At 33.8% G+C, this 18770-nt stretch carries 13 protein-coding genes and 1 pseudogene; 8 read left to right on the top strand and 6 right to left on the bottom strand.

Going from position 1 to position 18770, the window contains the following annotated elements; all coding sequences use genetic code 11:
• Window positions 1–20: 20 nt before the first annotated feature.
• From J2Y40_RS10265 to J2Y40_RS10250, 4 genes are all read left to right on the top strand, one after another.
• A complete protein-coding gene (locus J2Y40_RS10265) occupies window positions 21–602 on the top strand; it encodes a DUF4840 domain-containing protein (protein ID WP_153397050.1) in 582 nt (193 codons plus the stop codon).
• An 86-nt stretch (window positions 603–688) separates the two neighbouring features.
• Window positions 689–1255, top strand: coding sequence for an RNA polymerase sigma factor (locus J2Y40_RS10260; protein WP_153397052.1), 567 nt, complete (start codon window positions 689–691; stop codon window positions 1253–1255).
• Window positions 1248–2630: a porin family protein gene (locus J2Y40_RS10255; RefSeq protein WP_153397054.1), complete on the top strand. Its 1383-nt coding sequence runs from the start codon at window positions 1248–1250 to the stop codon at window positions 2628–2630. Before J2Y40_RS10260 ends, J2Y40_RS10255 begins: the two co-directional genes overlap by 8 nt.
• A gap of 36 nt (window positions 2631–2666) precedes the next feature.
• Window positions 2667–3632, top strand: coding sequence for a T9SS type A sorting domain-containing protein (locus J2Y40_RS10250; RefSeq protein ID WP_153397056.1), 966 nt, complete (start codon window positions 2667–2669; stop codon window positions 3630–3632).
• Window positions 3633–3730: 98 nt separating this feature from the next.
• Here J2Y40_RS10250 and J2Y40_RS10245 read toward each other — a convergent pair whose 3' ends face one another.
• The 5 genes from J2Y40_RS10245 to J2Y40_RS10225 all read right to left on the bottom strand — a co-directional run bounded on the left by J2Y40_RS10245 (window position 3731) and on the right by J2Y40_RS10225 (window position 9992).
• Window positions 3731–4834, bottom strand: a complete 1104-nt coding sequence (locus J2Y40_RS10245) for a hypothetical protein (RefSeq protein WP_153397058.1) — start codon at window positions 4832–4834, stop codon at window positions 3731–3733.
• A gap of 184 nt (window positions 4835–5018) precedes the next feature.
• Window positions 5019–5789 (bottom strand): T6SS effector amidase Tae4 family protein, encoded by a 771-nt coding sequence (locus J2Y40_RS10240; RefSeq protein WP_153397060.1) that lies wholly within the window; start codon window positions 5787–5789, stop codon window positions 5019–5021.
• A 61-nt stretch (window positions 5790–5850) separates the two neighbouring features.
• Window positions 5851–7728, bottom strand: coding sequence for a hypothetical protein (locus J2Y40_RS10235; protein WP_153397062.1), 1878 nt, complete (start codon window positions 7726–7728; stop codon window positions 5851–5853).
• A 373-nt stretch (window positions 7729–8101) separates the two neighbouring features.
• Window positions 8102–9343, bottom strand: coding sequence for a hypothetical protein (locus tag J2Y40_RS10230; RefSeq protein ID WP_153397064.1), 1242 nt, complete (start codon window positions 9341–9343; stop codon window positions 8102–8104).
• Between the two features lie 286 nt (window positions 9344–9629).
• Window positions 9630–9992: a hypothetical protein gene (locus tag J2Y40_RS10225; protein ID WP_153397066.1), complete on the bottom strand. Its 363-nt coding sequence runs from the start codon at window positions 9990–9992 to the stop codon at window positions 9630–9632.
• A gap of 1212 nt (window positions 9993–11204) precedes the next feature.
• Between J2Y40_RS10225 and J2Y40_RS10220 the strand changes: the two are divergent.
• The 4 genes and pseudogenes from J2Y40_RS10220 to J2Y40_RS10205 all read left to right on the top strand — a co-directional run.
• Window positions 11205–12047: pseudogene (locus tag J2Y40_RS10220) on the top strand (YifB family Mg chelatase-like AAA ATPase); the annotation flags it as partial.
• A gap of 357 nt (window positions 12048–12404) precedes the next feature.
• Window positions 12405–13703 carry a putative phage abortive infection protein gene (locus J2Y40_RS10215; protein WP_076551971.1) on the top strand — a complete coding sequence of 433 codons (1299 nt, stop codon included), beginning with the start codon at window positions 12405–12407 and terminating at the stop codon, window positions 13701–13703.
• Window position 13704: 1 nt separating this feature from the next.
• Complete coding sequence (locus tag J2Y40_RS10210) at window positions 13705–16002, top strand: DUF262 domain-containing protein (protein ID WP_076551972.1); 2298 nt, start codon at window positions 13705–13707, stop codon at window positions 16000–16002.
• A gap of 94 nt (window positions 16003–16096) precedes the next feature.
• Window positions 16097–18055 carry a recombinase family protein gene (locus tag J2Y40_RS10205; RefSeq protein ID WP_309998747.1) on the top strand — a complete coding sequence of 653 codons (1959 nt, stop codon included), beginning with the start codon at window positions 16097–16099 and terminating at the stop codon, window positions 18053–18055.
• On the opposite strand, the gene J2Y40_RS10200 is transcribed toward J2Y40_RS10205, so the two are convergent.
• Complete coding sequence (locus tag J2Y40_RS10200; protein WP_076551974.1) at window positions 18009–18602, bottom strand: recombinase family protein; 594 nt, start codon at window positions 18600–18602, stop codon at window positions 18009–18011. The genes J2Y40_RS10205 and J2Y40_RS10200 overlap by 47 nt on opposite strands.
• Window positions 18603–18770: the final 168 nt, after the last annotated feature.

Below are 18770 nucleotides of genomic sequence, written 5' to 3'. Positions count from 1 at the left end.
ATACAGTAAAAAATAATGTAATGAAGAATCTGATAGTACTTAAATTTTTTGCGGCCATTTTAGCCGTAGGAGTAATTTTTACTCTGTTTGCCTCATGTCTTGATGATAATGATATTGAGGCTCCCCCCGTAAAACTGGAAGATCTTAAGGGGAATTACAGAGGAAGGCTGATTACTGTTCAGGGAATCTCCAGAACAGAAAAGGCAATAGAATTTAGAACAAAAAAAGATACCATAACATTTGCGGAATTTCCGGTAAAAGAAATTGTAAAATCAGTGATAAAAGACCCTGTAAAAGCAGACGCGGCACTGGCTGCCATTGGAAAAGTGAAATATAATCTGAATTACACTTCTGTATTGTATGCTGATAAAAATGTAATAGAACTGACTTTTACTCCTGAAAAACTGGCATTTCGGATTCCTGTTGACGGAGTTAGTAAAAATGCCGTGATCACATTAGCTGCTAAGCAAAAAGGGTATTTTGCAGGACTGGACAGATCGTTGAGATTTGGCCTGACTGCCGAAAGAATCACAGTAGACGGAACAGATTTAGATCCCTATGAAATCATTTATTATAATTTCCCTTATCATCTGAAGAATTGATAGAAATAACAAATAGATAGATACCGTTTAAAAGATCCAGTCTATTTTTGCCCTACCATTTAAAAAGCCGGACGCTGTAGCCATACATGAAAGAAAACAAGGAGCAGATTTTGATTAACCGCCTTCTGATAAAAGAAGAAGCTGCCTGGAAAGAACTTTTCGGAATTTATTCCGGAAGCCTGTCCGGGGTCTGCTCCCGCTATATTGCTGAAAAAGATGATGTAAGAGATATTTTGCAGAATAGTTTCATTAAAATGTTCCGGTCAATAGACACGTTTGAATATCGGGGAGAAGGATCGTTAAAGGCATGGATGATGAGAATTGCAGTGAATGAATCACTAAAACATATCAGGCAGAATTCCGGTTTTCAGACCACAGCCTGGACTTCCGATTTTCCTGACACTCCGGAAGAAGAAGAGCCTGATCTTGAAGAAGTTCCACAGACAGAGGTCATGGAAATGATAAAAGCACTTCCGGATGGATACAGAACTGTTTTTAATCTGTATGTATTTGAGAAAAAAAGCCATAAAGAAATTGCGGAGCTGCTGGGAATAGCAGAAAACTCTTCAGCTTCACAGTTTCACAGGGCAAAAGGACTACTGGTCCAGAAAATTAAAGAATTTAAAATGTCCAAAAAAGCACAATATGAATAACCGGTGGCTCAATGATCTGCGCAGCAAGATGGAAGACCATGAAGAGGATGTTCCGGATGGGCTGTGGGAAGATATCAGGGATGAATTGTTTTCAGAAAAAAATGAGAATATAATTCCTGTGAGCCTTAATTCAGGTTCAGAAAATGGAGTCGAAAATAAAAATATGTCTGTCGGAAGCCATAAAGCCTGGCTATATCGTATTGCGGGAATTGCAGCAGCTGTTGTTCTGTTATTTTTTACCGGAAAGCTGTTGCTGGAAATGAATGCAGAGACAACGGAGAGTAGGAGTACGGCCAACTCTGGAAAGAAAGATCAGATCGCGAATTTCGGAAGGGAATCAGGCCATTCAGAGGTCCCGGATACTGCACCAGGTATCAAAACCGCAGATCCGGAAAAATTTAGTGTTTCAAAAGGCATGGTCACAGGGAAAAATATAGATGAAAAAGTACAGAAGAATACTTTTGAAAGTAATATCAACAAAGAAATTTCAGAAGAGAAAAGGAATGTTTTTGACTTAAGATCACTGCAAAATAAAGAGATTCCCGGCCAGAATTATGTTCTTACTCCAAAAGAAGAAAAAGAAAAAATTGATGAGGTATCTGTTGCGGATGAAACATCTTTACAGGAGAAATATGTCAGAAATGATAAATCCAATCAAGGAAAACAACATTCTAAGAGGTCATGGATGCTGAGTATGTTGACGGGAAATGCTTCTTCAAATTCTTCCGTACAGCAGTTTTCGGGATATGCTTCTATGAGTGGAAATCCAATGATTGTTGATGAAGTGTGGAGTGCTACAAGTACCGAAGACGACCCGTTAACCGAAATTTTACTGGCCAATCAGAGCAAAGAAGTAGAAGCAAGAATAAGACATAAAATCCCTGTTACTTTTGGCCTTTCGCTCTACTATAATCTTGGAAAAAGATGGGGCGTTGGAACAGGAGTGAACTATACCAAGCTTTCGTCTGAACTTCATTCCGGAACCAGCTCCAACTATATCAAAGGGGAGCAGACCGTTCATTATATCGGCATCCCTGTTCAGATCAATTATAATGTGGTGAAAAAAGGGAGGTTTACAGGATATGTTACGGGAGGAATGATTGCGGAAAAACCTGTGGCAGGAAGTCTCAAAACAAAATATATTGTCAACGATGAGGTAAAGGAAACCTCAGAAGAACGCCTGGATTCAAAACCAATACAGTTTTCAGTCAATACGGCGGCCGGACTTCAGCTGAAGGTGATTGATAAATTCGGAATATATGCAGAACCGGGAATCGGTTATCATTTTAAAGATAATAGTGGACTTAACACGATCTATAAAGAAAAACCCTTACACTTCAATGTAAAATTCGGGGTCAGGCTGCTGCTGGACTGACCTGTTTACTTGATTAACCCTTAACGATTTATATATATGAAAGCAAAATTAATGTTTTTGGCTTTTCTATTCATCAGTGCCATGAGTATAAAAGCCCAGTGTAATCCTACCATCACCAGCCCGAGGCTTGGCGTAAAGTTTCCGGACAAAATTTTGTTCTGCAATACGGAAAACGAAGTCCTTTCTACACAGGCATTCGGCACCTATCAATGGTATAAGCAGGCATGGACCTGGCAGACGCCTAATAACAATCCTTGGGAACCCATTCCGGGAGAAACTTCACAAACCCTCACCATTAACGGGAATGATGACCAGCTTTATTATTTTAAAGTAGCGGTAACCCAGGGAGACTGTTCAGCAGAAAGCCCTGCGGTAATGGCAGACGGATTTGTTTATGGACTTCCTTCCATGATCAGCACATTCACTCCCGGAACTTTTGAACAGATAGGAGACGGGGAATTCAACATTTGTGCAGGAGCATCCGTACAGTTCAGCAATGCGTTTCCTGTGGTATACGGAACCCATACCTGGTACAAATGTATTCCAAGTATTGCACCGCCTTCTGTGGGAGATGAGTGTGTTATTGAAGGCGAAACAGGAGATTCCTATACTGCGACAGAGTCCGGGGAATACGGTTTTTATGCCTGTACAGAATATTGTCCGGATCAGTGTGAGTTTTTAGGAACAGCATCATTCATCAAACTGAATTTCGGAAATTTTGAATTTTGCAGTAACCTGGGAACAGGAGAAACAAAAGCTAAAGACAACAATCTGAAAATTTATCCGAATCCAACAGCTCAGTTCCTGTACATCGGAAAAGAATCAGATAAAACGTACAGCGAAGTTTCTATCATTGATGTATCCGGAAAAGTGGTCCTGAAGAAAAACGGACATCAGTATAATGAAGCAATTGATGTAAGCAGATTGGTTCCCGGAAATTACTTCGTTCTTTCGACCGATACAAAAGGAAATGTTTACAAAAACAAGTTCATCAAAAAATAAAAGATCAACATGATCATCCTGAGTTAGTTTTTTTATGCTTAATAAGCCGGTAATCCTATACCGGCTTATTTTTTATACAGGGAATTATATCAGTCTGATTAAAATATTCTGTAGCTGATTCCAAGCCAGAATCCGCCTTTCAGAACTTTTTTATAAGCGATCTCAGGCTGCTCCGTATATTCTTTATCCTGCTGTAATTTGTCAGATAAAACTTCTTTAAAAGCCCAGTTATAACCGGCATTAAACGTAATGTTATTAGTCATAAAGGTTCCTCCGAGCAGAAACCTGAGCTGTGTATCCAGATCAATTCCTGCTCCGACATTAAAGCCTATTTTGGTTGTTGAATTCCTGAAACCATACAAGAAGTGAGCTAAAGTCATGGCCCCTAAAGACATTTTACCCCGGTCTTCTTCCCTGATGGTATAGGCATTATTTGCGTTTTTATCAGATACATAATACTTACTGTTGACAGGAGCAGCAAGAAATAGCCCGGAACTGAAGTAAGCCTTAAATTTACTTTTTGAAGTGAAAGTTGTTACATCTTTTTTTTCAGACTGTTTAATTGAATTATCTTCAGGAGGGGTGAAGGTCAGTTCAAAAGTATAATCGGTACCGGCGGTTGTAAATTTTCCCAAATCCATTGTTGAATGCTTCTCATGGACAAAATAGGAAACATCGTTCATAAGGGAATTGAGCTTTTGAACGTCTGTAAAGGTATATGATGAGGGGTTGTCAGAACTTTGATAAGCCGCTAACAGAGTATTTTCTTTTTTAAATTTTTCGATTTTAGTCTTTATATCTTTTGAAAAATAGGAGTTTTTCAATAGTGCATCTATTAATATTGCCTCATTATAAAGTTTTTTAAAGGCTGCATCTCTTTCTCCTTCTACTACATTCATAATTTTAAGATCGGGAGAAATATCTCCGGACATTGCTTTTCGCAGAAAATCAAAAATTTCTTTGATTTTATCCTGCTGCTTTATCTGCAGTGATATTTTATAGTAAAACGGATTAATATTGATCATTTTCAGCTGATATTCTGTATTATTCTTAAGCTCATGAGGAGTTAATTCTTTCAGCTCGGATTTAGTATTTTTCACAAAATAACCGGATCTTTCAAAATCATAATAAATGGTATTTTCTTGGGAATGAATTATGCAGTACACGCATAGGAGCAGCATAAATAAAATTTTAGTTTTCATGACAGAGGTATTTAGTATCACAAATTTTACATTTTTGCTGGCTTGGCGCAATACCCCAAAAGGGTAATCTTATTTCTTTGAAAACCTCCTGCATGAAATAGAAAAGAGACTATCTCAAAAGTGAGATAGCCTCTTGATTTTATCAGAAAAATATAATAACTGAATTTGAAGCCGGAAAAAAAAGTTAACGTTTTTCCCCTTTCAGAAGCCATATATAGACTTCTAGCTGAGAGTCACTGTTAAACCAATCTCCGTTACGCCAGTCTATATAGTTATCCAGTTCTTCATCCATGCCATATATACGGGCGTCACCGCCTGAATCTTCATACACCAGATCTACATGTCCTGTTGCACCGTATTCTTCGTAATTATGAGAATCCAGATAAATAATACCTCCATAACTTTTCCATTTTTTTGTTTCTGCAATGAAGGTGTCTAATTCATCGTCCGATTTAATAGGTCCGTCTGATTTAAGAGTCGGTGTACCCAATTTCTGTTTCAGGTAAGTTCCCATTTCATCAGCAGAAAGAATATACTGATGTTTGGGGTTGATATTGCCTGTCCAGGTACTTCTTTTATTTGAGGTAGTATGCTCAGGAATATAATATCCTGCATTGTTGAGTGCCCACGAGAGTTTAATAGCACAGGTGTTTTCTCCAAATAAGCTTTTCCATCGGTCTTTCATAGGACCTGATGTTCCGGCATTATATTCCTTTTTTAATATCAATTGTCCGTCTTTTTGATAATTCTTTTTAATCTTATCATAATCCCAGATCGTTTTAATGCTTCCGCTTTGAGATTCAGGAGAAAAGAAATCAAGATCATTTGCACTTTCACCCGTATTGGGATTAACCCCTGTAAAATAGGCGGCATCTTCAGGCAGCCATCGGGTAAATGCTTCGCTGCCTTGTCCCCATGTATTACTTTCCCAGGGATTTTTAAAATTATTTGCCATAGTAATGTGATTTTTTTGAAAACCCGTTATGGCGTTTCACCATAACGGGTAAGGTGATTATTTATACTTTTTCTGCAGTAGGGCTACAGCCACATCCTCCGCTTTGGGGTACATCGCAGCATTCTGAGAATATCTTTTTGTACAGTTTTGCCTGTTCAGCAGCGTCGTTAATCTGACTAATGATTTTCATTGCCTGGCTGATTCGTTCTTGTTCCTGCTCCCATTTTTGGGTTTCTATCTCCAAACGCTTATCAGATTGCTCTATGGAAGATTTCATTCCTGAATTCTGTAATCCTAAAGCCTCATTGTTTAATTCAGCGGCTTCTACAGCAGAACCCTGTAAGTTCTGGTTGTAGCAATCCAGTGCTTCTCCCTGGCCTAATAACGCGTCTACAACAAGGGAAGGAGTACGCATTACCCTGTGGGTAACATCCAGTATAATCCCATCTACCGATTTGTCTTTATAAACCTGCTTTAAGCCTTTACGCTTACGTACATAATACGTTGTTTTTGCCGGAATTTCAGGATTGATGCAGTTTCCAAGCTTTTCTTCAACTTTTTCAATAAAGCTCGATGGGGTACCTTGGAAATCGTAAATGCTGCATAGATAGCTATATACTTGGTTTTTAACTTCATTTACCGCAGAGTCATCCACTAATATTTCATTAAGCAGTTCCGGAAGCTGAGCCAATTTTACCGTTCTTTTGCTTTCAGGGAAACCGTTATAATAAACAAATGAAACATCGTACAGATAGGTGATACTGAAATATTCCTGTAATAACTGGCGGAAAACGAAGTTCAGCACACGGCTTTTATTGATGTTTTCAAGTTCGCGGACAATAGTCTCTTCGTTTTCATTAATACGAACGCTGCTGCTTTCAGAATTCACTTCAATCTGACGCATGCTGTCAGCCTTGGATACGTGATGGCTTACAGATCCTACAAGATTGCTCACCTGCGTCTGTACGCTGGAATTGAAAGTAGATCCTTCGGTATTGCTTCCCTGTCCGCCACCGCCACCACCGATGGATAAGAATCCAAGGTTAAGACCAATGCTACCACCGGCATTCCATCCTCCGGTTTTAGAAGTGGTTTCTTCTTTGGAAGATCCTGTTGTAAACTGGGTTTCTTTTTCTACAGTATTCTGAAGATCGTCTGCACTTGATTCGCTGTAGCTGTCCAGTACGTTCTGCGACTGTTCTTTTTTGGTTTCATCGTGCTGATAGGAACGGACGGTGATGGTTGTTTTTTCTCCCGGAAGCAATGAGAATGTTTTAACGGTTTGTCCCGCTCCGTAATCTCCAAGATAAGAAGCCATTTTAAGATGCAGAACCATACTCAAAGTGGGAGTGGCCTCCTTGGGTCTCGGAATATACAAGACTTCCGGTTTTTTTGAAAAACGTTCAACAGCTATAGGCATCAACCCTTTGGATAGTTTTTGTGCAATTAAATCATCATCAATGAATTCTGCTTTTACTATATCCTTAATGTTGACAGTGGGAAGTATACTTTTCACTTCTGCAATTCTTGTTCCGTCATTTTTTACAGCCTGCAGCTGGATAAGCTCCGGTGAAATAGTTTTTGCCTGTTGCAACTTGTTCAGTAAAGTTGTTTTGGTAATGGCTGATAATTCCGTTGCCTGAAGCTTAATGTTTTTATCAAGAACAGCAAAGTTCTGAATAAGGTTATTATCCGTTTTGATAGCCTCTTTGATTCCCTGTGTATTGAGCTGTTTTATCTCATCAATTGCTGTCCAGTAAGTAGATTGTGTTTGCGTATACTGTTCTTTTTTAAATAATTCCTTACGGATATTAAGTCCGACGTAACTTACAGAATTGTAAGTGGTTTGCTGAGGCAGGTTATAATTTAAGATTGATGCCTCTCCATTATCCTCCAGCTTTACAAAAGGAGGTTTTATAGTACATGATGATTTGTCCATGAAAATAAATTTTTAAGATTAATAAATAGTTTTTTTTGCGCGCTTTTGATAAGGTGTAATCTCTTAAGTGATTGAATCAAAGGTATTACAGCATAGCGCCAAAACTTGACGTATAATATTTTGTCTTGAATTTATTTTATAGAAAGAGGGTAGAGTCGGGATGAATCTTTTAACTCAGGAAAATTTGAAATTTTTAATAATTGGACTTAATAGAATGTCTTATACCAATGGATTTGGATTTCTTATGAAGGAATAATATCAAAATATTTCACACAAATTAAAAGCAGAAATATCCCATCAATAATCGATTAAAACAAAAGGATATGCTCTGCGAAATATACACTTCCGAAGAGTACATCTTTATATTGACGGACTATCTGTTAAACGGATATTCATTAACCCAGTGAAAACCACGCTTGTTAAGCGGGTAATCTTCCTTTTTCTTTGTTTTTGTCTCTATTCTTACCATGTCGCGGCCTATATTTCCTGTGAAAACAACAATGTCTTTCTGAGTATTGTAATGCAGAGATGCATATATATTGTCCTGTTCCGTTTTACGGAGTGTAAGTGTTTTTTTGCCCGTATCTATAATCCCCTGAAAAGCCTTAGTACTATCGTTGTTACGAATTATACTTGCCCGGCCGGCATAGCTGATTAATAGTTTTTTCCATCCGAGAGAATCAGTGCTGCAGGGCGGTACTTCCCGATTGTTTACCGTAAATTTTTTAACAATATAGGCCCCTTCCATAGGTACAGCAGGAGGGGTATAGAAAAACATGGATGAAAAACTGAATATAAAAAAAACAAATACAAAACACTTCAGACAGATAAGGGTAATACGCTTCCACCTTTTGTCGGCGGTTCGTTTTTGGAAACGCAACTGTGATGGCTGATGGAGAACAAAAAAACGATACAGCGCAATGGCATCACCACTTACAATAAACAGGCAAAATAAAACAATATGGCTGGAAAATATTTTTACAGGGACATCGTAAAAAAAGTTCAGCAGAGCCACATTGATCATCACGGTCATGGAAAAAAGGGCACCAAAAGTCTTGGTACGTCTGAAAAGAAGCAAAAGTCCGCCAATACTTTCCAGCAGTCCGGAAACAAAGGTGTATCCTTTGGAAGCACCCATCATAGTCCATACCACACCCATGGGCGACATATCGCCAACCTTTTTTTCCAGTCTCCCAACGGTGTTTGCAGGGAACTGCCCGTCATGCAGCTTTGCAAATCCATATGAAAGCATAATCATGGCTACATAATAGCGTACTACTACCACCGTAAACCAATGAAGGTCTTTAAAGGTGCGCTGTCTTTTATCAGCAAGAAGTACAACGAGTGCAACCACTGCCGCTAAACCAATATTGATAAGTACTACCCAATAATCTAATGTGGTATCGCCGCTGCCGGTCATTTGTATATATTCTACCTTCTGCTGCTGAAAAATATTTTTACACAACCACAGTACTCCTTTTTTATATACCTCAGCCAAAGGTGAAAATTGCGAGCTAAGCATAAAAATGTACACATAAGCAATAGAATACAAATGCAGGAAACGTAATGCAACATTACGTTTTCCTGGGTTGGAAAAATTGGAGGTATTATCCATGGCAGTAGTATTTCATTTTTAAAGATAATGAAATTGAGTTTACTTATACTAGCAAATAACAACAAAAAATGATGGAAGAACTGGCTGATAATGTTTTACAAAATCTATAAACCCTGCACGAAAACGGTAATTTATTTTAGCAACAGATACTTTAGGCTTATATATACCCAAAGATATGAACAATGCATCAGATAGATATAAACACAGACGGTACGAATTAACGTACCGTCTGTAGTGTCTTTTATTTGGATTTATTAGAGCCTTGTACGGGCTATTGAATTAAATGCTATTGAAAGATAGATCCGCAATCTACTCCCACAGTTTCCATTTTTTCTTTTATACCCATTTTTTCAGCCTGCTTTATCAGTTCTTTTGGAGGTGTTTGTCCGGATTTTAGGCTATTCAGCTTATAAAACACTTTAAGCTCTTCAAGACTTAATTTTTCACCTAAATCTTTTGTAAAGCAATCCGCAAATTTTTCAGACTTTTCTTTAGAGGTACCGTCTTTCATGGTCTCTTTAGCAAGATTGTTATGCATTGTTTTCAACATTGAAGCTTTAGTGTCAGTTGACTTTGCTTTTGATTGTGCCATTGCCATCTGAGTACTGCCTAAGATGATGATGCAAAATGCAAAAAATAGTTTTTTCATGGTTATTCAGTTTAAAAGTTAAAAATAAGATTATTTTTGATAATCATATTGTGCGCATTTAAAATACAGCATACTGATCAAAATCTATGGCAGACTGTTCACTGACTCCCATAAAAAAAATATGAATCTTTATATCAAAATTACTTCATATCAGACATAAATATACCACTCAATGAATAAACGTTGGCGTTGGAAGTATTTTCGTTAATTAAAGACATAGTTGAAAACATGAGTCTTAAAATGAAACTTAAGAGCAATAATTCCAGACGACGATAATTTAGCTCCACAATCTCAAATGTCTCACTTGTGTCATTGTATTAAAATCTTTCCGTCTATTCTTTGTATCATAGAATATTATCCGCTTAACCCTATGATTTTCAAAGTATCAATTTTATCAAAATAAATTCGGGCGAAATTTTATGCTTTCAGATAGACTATACTGTCTTTTTATATTTTTATTATGATAAACGGAAAAAATGTATTATATTTATTTCACAAACAGTTGATTAAGCCCTAATGATCTTCTGAATTTTTAATCAGGATTTTTAAACATAATTAAATTGCGCATTCTTACGTCCTGAAATGACTTAACGTAAAACTATTCCAGGAATAGACGGAGAGAGGCTTCATTTAAAAAGTAAAAACAATTTACATAACCAAATAAAATTTATTAATCATGAAAAAATTTAAAACATTTAAATCAGGTACACATGAAGTACTTACAAGATCACAATTAAAAAACATACTGGGGGGAGGTAGTTGTTGTTGGCATACAACAGATTGGAAAATATCACAATGTGGCCTTAGTATGTCAGATGCACAAATGCTTGCTAGTGGGGATCTTAAGTGGTGTTGTAGCAGTTGCTCAAAATCTTTTTCCACCTCCTTAACAAACCCTGACTAAGGTTTTTTCTTTTGCGACCGATAATTAGAAATTATCTTAATAACTAACTTTATAACTCAAACTTCGGCAAAATTGCTGAAGTTTTTTCTTAATGTTTTAGGGATAGATCTGTGTAGATGATGAACTTTCCTGTTTTGTTGTATAGTGACGGCTCAGAAAGAAGTAACTCCGCTTATGTCACACCTTGAAAAACCAGTACGTTTTTATTAAAATATTTCCCCATCATCCATTTTCTGATAGAAAACTATCCACCCAAACTCCTGATTTTCAAAATAACATATTCATTATTTTTACTTCAAAAACACACCATGCTGATCAAAATTTATGGCAGTGCCATTCACGGAGTTGCTGCGCAAACGATTACCATTGAAGTAAATGTTGATACCGGAGTAGGATACCATTTAGTGGGACTTCCGGACAATGCAATAAAAGAAAGTAGTTACAGGATCTCTGCGGCCCTGAAAAATGTAGGCTATAAAATTCCGGGAAAGAAAATTACCATCAATATGGCACCGGCGGATCTTCGTAAAGAAGGATCTTCTTATGATCTTAGTATTGCGATTGGGATCCTGGCGGCTTCAGATCAGCTTCAGGCAGAAAATATTCATGACTATATCATTATGGGTGAACTTTCCCTTGACGGAAGTCTGCAGCCCATTAAAGGAGTGCTTCCCATTGCTGCTCAGGCAAAAGAAGAAGGGTTTAAAGGAATTATCCTACCGATGCAGAATACCTGTGAGGCAGCCATTGTAGAAGGTCTTGAAGTATACGGAGCCGAAAATATAAAAGAAGTTATTGATTTTTTCAACGAAGGACAGCCGCTCAGGAAGATAAAATTAGACGTAGAAAAGGAGTTTCAGGAGAAAATTGCCCATTTTCCCTTTGATTTTTCTGAAGTGAAAGGGCAGGAAACGGCCAAAAGAGCAATGGAAGTAGCCGCAGCCGGAGGGCATAATATTATTCTTATCGGACCTCCGGGAAGCGGAAAAACGATGCTGGCTAAAAGGGTTCCGAGTATTCTGCCTCCACTGACATTGAAGGAAGCTCTGGAAACCACCAAGATCCATTCAGTAGCCGGAAAAATGGGAGCAGAAACATCTTTAATGACAGTAAGGCCTTTCAGATCGCCGCATCATACCATTTCAGATGTTATTGTATATAATGTAACCATTAATGAAATTATTCTATTTGTATCGGGTATAATTAATTTTTAAGTTTTATCTTGCAGAAAATGAAAAAGCTTTATATTACGTCTTTTTAGCTAAAAAATTAAAACTAATAATCTGATAACTTTAAAATTAATAACTATGATATTTCTAATATTATTCGAAATTGCCGTTGCGTTTGATTGCATAATTTTATCAAAATCTACTATAATAACTAATAGATAGGTTGTTATTACACGTAAAGTAAAAGTCTATTAATTTACAATTGATAAAATATTTTGCAAGAAGTATAATTCTACAGTTATCTTAAAAATCTTAATAATCATTATTTTATTCAGATATATGAGCGATTTAATAAACAACGATTCTAACACTGAAAAAGAAGGTTTTTTTTCAGAAAAAACAGGAAAAAGAATAAGCATATTTGGCTTAATTGTAATTGCTATAACAATATTTTTGTACTTGATTTTTGGCAGTTGGTATTTTGAATGGTACTTTGATGAAGCCATTATGGGACAATTTGGTGATTTTATTGGTGGGTTTATTGGTAGTTTATTTTCGCTTGCTGGTGTAATACTTTTTTATGTGGCATTAAAGGAACAAAGAAGGGATATTAATATAAACCAGATGAATCTAGGTCTACAGACTGATGCTTTGAATCAGCAGGTTCTTGAATTTAAAGATCAGAAAGAAGAGCTTGTGGAAACAAGGAAAGTTTATGAAGAGCAGACCAAGTTAATTATGGAACAAACAAATCTCTATAGATTACAGAATCGAGAATTGAAGGAGCAGTCTGGTATTGCCAAAGTTCAACAATTTGATACAAGCTTTTTTTCTTATCTATCTGTTTTTAACAATTATAAAAATTCTCTTAATATTGAAACAAAGAATTTTTTTGGTACACTTACTGATAAGCTAAAGGATGTTATATTAGATGATCGAAGTGTGGGGAAGTCCATTGAAAATATTTGTGAAAAATATTTAGAAATTTATAATGAGAATAGAGATAAATTATCACCTTATTTTAAAACTTTGTATAGATTAATGGTATTGGTAGAGTCCTCCAATATTGATGATTATAAAAAAGTTGAATATTTCAAGCTTATAAGATCTCAGTTATCAGATGATGAATTGCTAATACTAAATTACAACTACCAAACAAATCTTGGAGTTAAGGTAAGATCTTATGTAATTAAATATGAGCTATTAAAACACTTAAATATATTGGATAAGTTTGAATTTGAATGCGGTTTAAGTGGTATAAAAAAGTATAAGCTAGAACAATTTCTAAAATTTAATGAAAGTTTTATAGTTGATGGTTTAAAAGATTTTGGGAATATTGAAACTACAACAGATGTAAATAAATCAAGTCTAGTTAAACTATTTAATTTGGATGTTGAGTTAAAATTAATAATTACAGATAACTTCTTATTTTCTGTAACATTTAAATTAGACGATTTCAATAGTAATACTGAACTTACTAGGGAGCTATTAAAGAAAATTATTAGTCGACATTTATATACAATCCTATTTTTTTCAAAATATCAATCTCCAACAGAGACTGAATTAAATGCTTCTTTTAAGGAGGATGATGAAACTATAGAATTTTTGTTTGCTATTGAAAAATTAGAAAATTTATAATATGAGTAACTTAACTGAAAAAAATTTCATAGATATATTTAAAGGAAGTCTAAAGATTACTCCTAGAACCATATCCATAAAAACATTACTAAGTGAACGCAATCTGCGTAGAATTGATTATAAGCCTTATTATCAACGTAATTATGTCTGGGATAATGTAAAACAGACATTCTTTATTGAAAGTGTAATTTTAGGAACAGAGATTCCTCCATTAATTTTATTTAAATCGGGAACTAATATTGAAGTAATTGATGGTAGGCAAAGATATGAGACTTTAAAAAGATTTATTGAGAATGATTTTTCTCTAACAGAGAAGGGACTTTTGTCGTTACCTGCACTTGCAAAACAAAACTATAATAAATTGAATGATGCTGTTAAAGAAATATTTTGGAATTCTAATATAAGAATTTTTGAATTTGAAGTAATTGTAGGAATTGATGAGAAGTTGGAAGACAAGATTAAGAAGGAGATTTTTAGGAGATATAATACAGGTATTACTTCTCTAACTTCAGTTGAAGTTGATGCTGCAAAATATGACACGGACTATCTTTCAAAATTATTTGAAAAAGAAATTAAAAAAGACCAACAATTTTATTCAAATATCAAAAAATGTTTTTTCGCAAATGACTACGCTACTGCTGATATTATAGAGAAAATGATAGATTTTTTGCGAAGATCATTTATTCTTTCAAAATTTCCAATATCCCAATACGCTAGGGGAACTAGAAGGAGTGAAATAATGTCAATACTTTATGAGACATTTGTAAATACAATTGAAGATCTGGATTCAGAATTTTTGGTATATAAAAAGCAACTTAATAAATTGTTTGCAATTAATAATTTCTTTCTCACTAATGGATTTGATCATAACAATAGATTTATTAATGAAACATTATTATGGGGTATTCGGATTTTAGAACAGGAAAATATTTTCATTAATATATCTGAGATACAACAAGATTTATTGAAGTATTTAAAGGAGCATCAAATAATATATGCAGAAGATAGTGCATATTTTTATAAGAATATAATTGATAGATTTGGCAACATTTCGAAATTTTTTAATAAAAAATATAAATTTGATTTTGAAGTATATTTACGCAAGTCAGATTTTAAAGATGAATTAAAAGATTTACTTCAGACTGACAGTGATGCACAAGATGTATTAAAGAATTTAGCTAATTTAAGGATAAATAAGCCATCCCCAGTTTCAAAGCCTATAGAAGAAATTTTATCTGATGTAAATTCATATAAATATTTAATAAGACCATCTTACCAAAGACAAGAAAAAATATCTGTATTTAAAGCTTCTTCGATTATCGAAAGTATTTTACTAGGCATTAATTTACCACCGATATTTATATATAAAAGAAAAGATAATGTAAAAGAGGTAATAGATGGGCAACAAAGATTATTATCTATTATAGCATTTCTAGGAAGGACTTATGTTAATGAGAATGGGGATTTAACTTATTCAATAAATAATAATTTTAAATTGAAGGGGTTAAAAATTCTTGATAAAAATGGGATGAATTATTCTGCATTATCAAATTTGGAAAAAGATAAGATTTTGGATTTCATTATTGATGAAATTATAATTGAAGAGAGCTTAAATGAACAGTTCTCGGCAACGGATTTATTCATTCGTTTAAATCAAAAACCATATCCTATAAATAATAATTCTTTTGAAATGTGGAATTCCACTGTAGATAATGAGGTAATTAACAAAATAAAAAAAGTCACAGAGGAAAATATTTCTTGGTTTTATAGTAAAGAAAGAACTGAAGGTAAAACTGATAGAATGGAAAATGAAGAGTTAATTACCATTTTGTCTTATCTGATCTATCAATTAGATAAAAACGAATCTTATGACAAGGTGTTAGGTCTATTTTTACGAATAGACCGTATTACCTGTAGGATAAAAAATAAATCATCGATAACAGATTTCTTGACGAAATTAGATGAAAACAGTATGGAAAAGCAGATGTTTATGGATAGTATAGACAAAACAAAAAGACTGATAGAGAAATTTGGTGAGTTATTTAATTCTGAATTACAAAAAGATGAAATAAATGATTTTTTTAATGTTAAAAAAACTAAGTCTTTTAGGAGATCCTATCAAGATTTCTATATAACTTGGTTAGTATTAAATTCTGAGAAGAGCAAAATGCAGCCAAATACAATTAAAAAAACAATAGAAGATATGTTAATTCTCTTGAAAAACGCAAATAATGAAAACGTAGACGATGCCTATTTTGACAGATTTTCTTCAAAATTAAACGCTATTGTTGAAAATTAAGATTATATAGTTTGAAAACTATCAAAATATTTGTTAAGTAAGTATTTTAATCAATTAAAAGCATCATATCTGTAAATATATAAAAGATTATTGTATGTTAGGTATTTACGCAAGAATATCAAAAGAGAAAGAAGAAGGTAAAGATAGATCAATTAATGACCAAGTTGAATTGGGAAAATCTTTAGCGAATAAATTAGGGATTAGTTACAATATATATATTGATGAAGGATATTCAGGAAGTCTCGACATTGATAATCGACCAGGATTAGCAAACTTAGTTGAAGATATATTTGATAATAAAATAACACATGTTTTTTCTTTCGACCAATCAAGATTAGAAAGAAATAATGATATTTGGGCAAAGCTTTACAATTTATTTCAAAATAAGAAAGTTAGACTTTTCTATAATGGTACTGGAGAATTTGATTTTAATAGTGATGAAAACTATTTACAATCACATATTATTTCATTAATGAATAATTTCTACATTAAGATAGGAAGTAGAAAAATCAAAAGTGTATTAAAGAGAAATATAGAGGCGGGTAAAGTACATGCAATCCCCCCTTACGGGTATAAAAAAGATTCTGAAGGGTTTTTGGTTATTGATGAACAGGAGAAAGAAATTATTCACAAAATATTCAGTTTATCATTGGAGGGGAAAGGTACAGATACAATTGCAAATGTTTTAAATGATACAAATATTCCAACATCATATAATAAAATTGGAAAAGGCGTATATACAACAAAAAATAAATATACAGGTGAGATTAAAGAAATAAAAAAAATTGATGCAAAATGGAGAGGAAATACCATAAGAAGCATTTTAAAAAATACCATATATAAAGGGCAAAGAAAATGGAAAGATGAAATTTTTGAATCTCCAATTGTAATTTCAGAGGAATTATGGGATAAAGTGAATGAAAATCTTATTAACAACTCTAATAATACTGGTAAAAAGGTCAATTACAGATATTTACTAAAAGGATTAATCCGTTGTGGAAAGTGTGGAAGGAATATGGTTGGAAGAAGTAGAGAGAACAAAAAAGACCATGCTTATCAATGCTCATCAAAAAGATATAAAGGAGAAAGTTGCGGTAATAGGAGTATCAACATTGATAAGATTGAAGGAATAGTTTGGTCAAGATTTTTTAAAGGTTCCGATTTGTTAAACCTTTTACAGAAGGATATTTCAATGAAAAGAGATAATAAAGAATCAATTTCAGAAAATATTTTTGCTGTAAGAAAACAATTATCAAATTTGCAACAGCAGAAAGATAATTTAATTATTGCTGTGTCAAAAGGGTTACTAAGTGAAGAAGAAATAAAAAAGCAAAAAAATAGCATTGATTCGGAAATAAGAGGGGCTGATATTTTATTGAAAGATTACGAATTACAACTAAGTAATGTAGTTAATAGCGATGAGTTGATAAACAATTATGAAGAAGAATTTGAACAATTTACAGATTCACTTTCATTTTTAGAGCAAAAGGAAATAGTTAATAAATACATCCAGAATATAAAAGTTATTTCTTCTGAAAAAAATCAAGATGTATATTCTTTAATTATAAGATTTAAAATTAAGTCAGAAGAAGAACATTATTTATTCTTTAGAAAAAAAGATTTACTTTATTCCATTACAGATAATGAACTTTTATTTTCCAAGTATTTTAACAGTAAAGCGGAAAATATGATAGATTTTATTGAGAGTTCAATTCTGGAAAAAATTATCTTTATTCCGTCTGAGGAGAAATTTGTTTTACCTCCATATATCCAAAATGGAGAAAATTTACAAATTATTAGTAACTCTATATATCCCTATGGAAACATTCAAAATTGGACTTCTGGAAAAATAATTGAATTTTATTCCAAAAATCCCGAATTACTATGTAAAGATTCAGGATTAAGCACATTATCAGTTGCTAGGGAGAAAGACTCTTATGCATTTTTTTGTGAAGAATATAAACTATATAAAAATAAACCTCTTGCTAGTTGGGTAAATATATGGCTTAAGAACCAAGCACTTTTTTCACCTTCTGAACAGTCCCCAAACTAACATTACATAGTTTAGCTGTATTTCTGAGGGATTGACCTTTATTTAAAAATTTAACAATTTCCTTATATTTTTCTAAAACTTGCTCATTGGTCTCAACAGAACCTTTAAGCCTACCTTTATAAACACCTTTAGCAACAGCAATTTTTATACCTTCCCTTTGTCTTTCAAGCAATGTTTCCCTTTCCATTTCTGCAATATTAGCCATTACAGATATAATTAACTTAAAGGCAGAATTAGGCTTTTTATTGACTAAACTTTCAATTCCGAGGTTGTCCACCTTTAAAGTAATTTTCTTGTCATTAAGAAGCTCTAAAGTGGCTAAAATGTCAAATAAATTTCTGCCCAACCTATCAATGGAATGAACATTAATATAATCTATATTTCCTTTCTCAATATCTCTTATTAGTTCTTTTCCTTTTTCTCTTTCCTTAAATGGAATTGCCCCACTAATAATATCAATGTATAGCTTTTCATCAGGGTAACTTTTCTGTAATTGTCTTTCCGTCTTTTGGTTAGCAGTGGAAACTCTTATATATCTTGCTTTCATTTTGAAATAACTATAAAGTGTGATAAATTTAATGTGGGTATATTTGACACATAACTAAGCTCTTATTAACTTATTTTGCTAAGTAAAAATCGTATTTTATTTAGAGTATAATCTAAATTTGATACATTTATAAACTCAATATTCATGCCAATTAACAGAGGTTTTAAC

It is taken from the genome of Chryseobacterium sp. 2987 (assembly GCF_031456375.1).
GTDB lineage: Bacteria > Bacteroidota > Bacteroidia > Flavobacteriales > Weeksellaceae > Chryseobacterium > Chryseobacterium vaccae.
Note: the sequence above shows the minus strand (reverse complement) of the source record. Positions and strands in the feature narration are given on the sequence as shown.

Bases quoted from the DNA above. Each gene is read 5' to 3' on its own strand.
- J2Y40_RS10265 (WP_153397050.1), top strand. From the start codon at position 21: ATGAAGAATCTGATAGTACTTAAATTTTTTGCGGCCATTTTAGCCGTA.
- J2Y40_RS10260 (WP_153397052.1), top strand. From the start codon at position 689: ATGAAAGAAAACAAGGAGCAGATTTTGATTAACCGCCTTCTGATAAAA.
- J2Y40_RS10255 (WP_153397054.1), top strand. From the start codon at position 1,248: ATGAATAACCGGTGGCTCAATGATCTGCGCAGCAAGATGGAAGACCAT.
- J2Y40_RS10250 (WP_153397056.1), top strand. From the start codon at position 2,667: ATGAAAGCAAAATTAATGTTTTTGGCTTTTCTATTCATCAGTGCCATG.
- J2Y40_RS10245 (WP_153397058.1), bottom strand. From the start codon at position 4,834: ATGAAAACTAAAATTTTATTTATGCTGCTCCTATGCGTGTACTGCATA.
- J2Y40_RS10240 (WP_153397060.1), bottom strand. From the start codon at position 5,789: ATGGCAAATAATTTTAAAAATCCCTGGGAAAGTAATACATGGGGACAA.
- J2Y40_RS10235 (WP_153397062.1), bottom strand. From the start codon at position 7,728: ATGGACAAATCATCATGTACTATAAAACCTCCTTTTGTAAAGCTGGAG.
- J2Y40_RS10230 (WP_153397064.1), bottom strand. From the start codon at position 9,343: ATGGATAATACCTCCAATTTTTCCAACCCAGGAAAACGTAATGTTGCA.
- J2Y40_RS10225 (WP_153397066.1), bottom strand. From the start codon at position 9,992: ATGAAAAAACTATTTTTTGCATTTTGCATCATCATCTTAGGCAGTACT.
- J2Y40_RS10215 (WP_076551971.1), top strand. From the start codon at position 12,405: ATGAGCGATTTAATAAACAACGATTCTAACACTGAAAAAGAAGGTTTT.
- J2Y40_RS10210 (WP_076551972.1), top strand. From the start codon at position 13,705: ATGAGTAACTTAACTGAAAAAAATTTCATAGATATATTTAAAGGAAGT.
- J2Y40_RS10205 (WP_309998747.1), top strand. From the start codon at position 16,097: ATGTTAGGTATTTACGCAAGAATATCAAAAGAGAAAGAAGAAGGTAAA.
- J2Y40_RS10200 (WP_076551974.1), bottom strand. From the start codon at position 18,602: ATGAAAGCAAGATATATAAGAGTTTCCACTGCTAACCAAAAGACGGAA.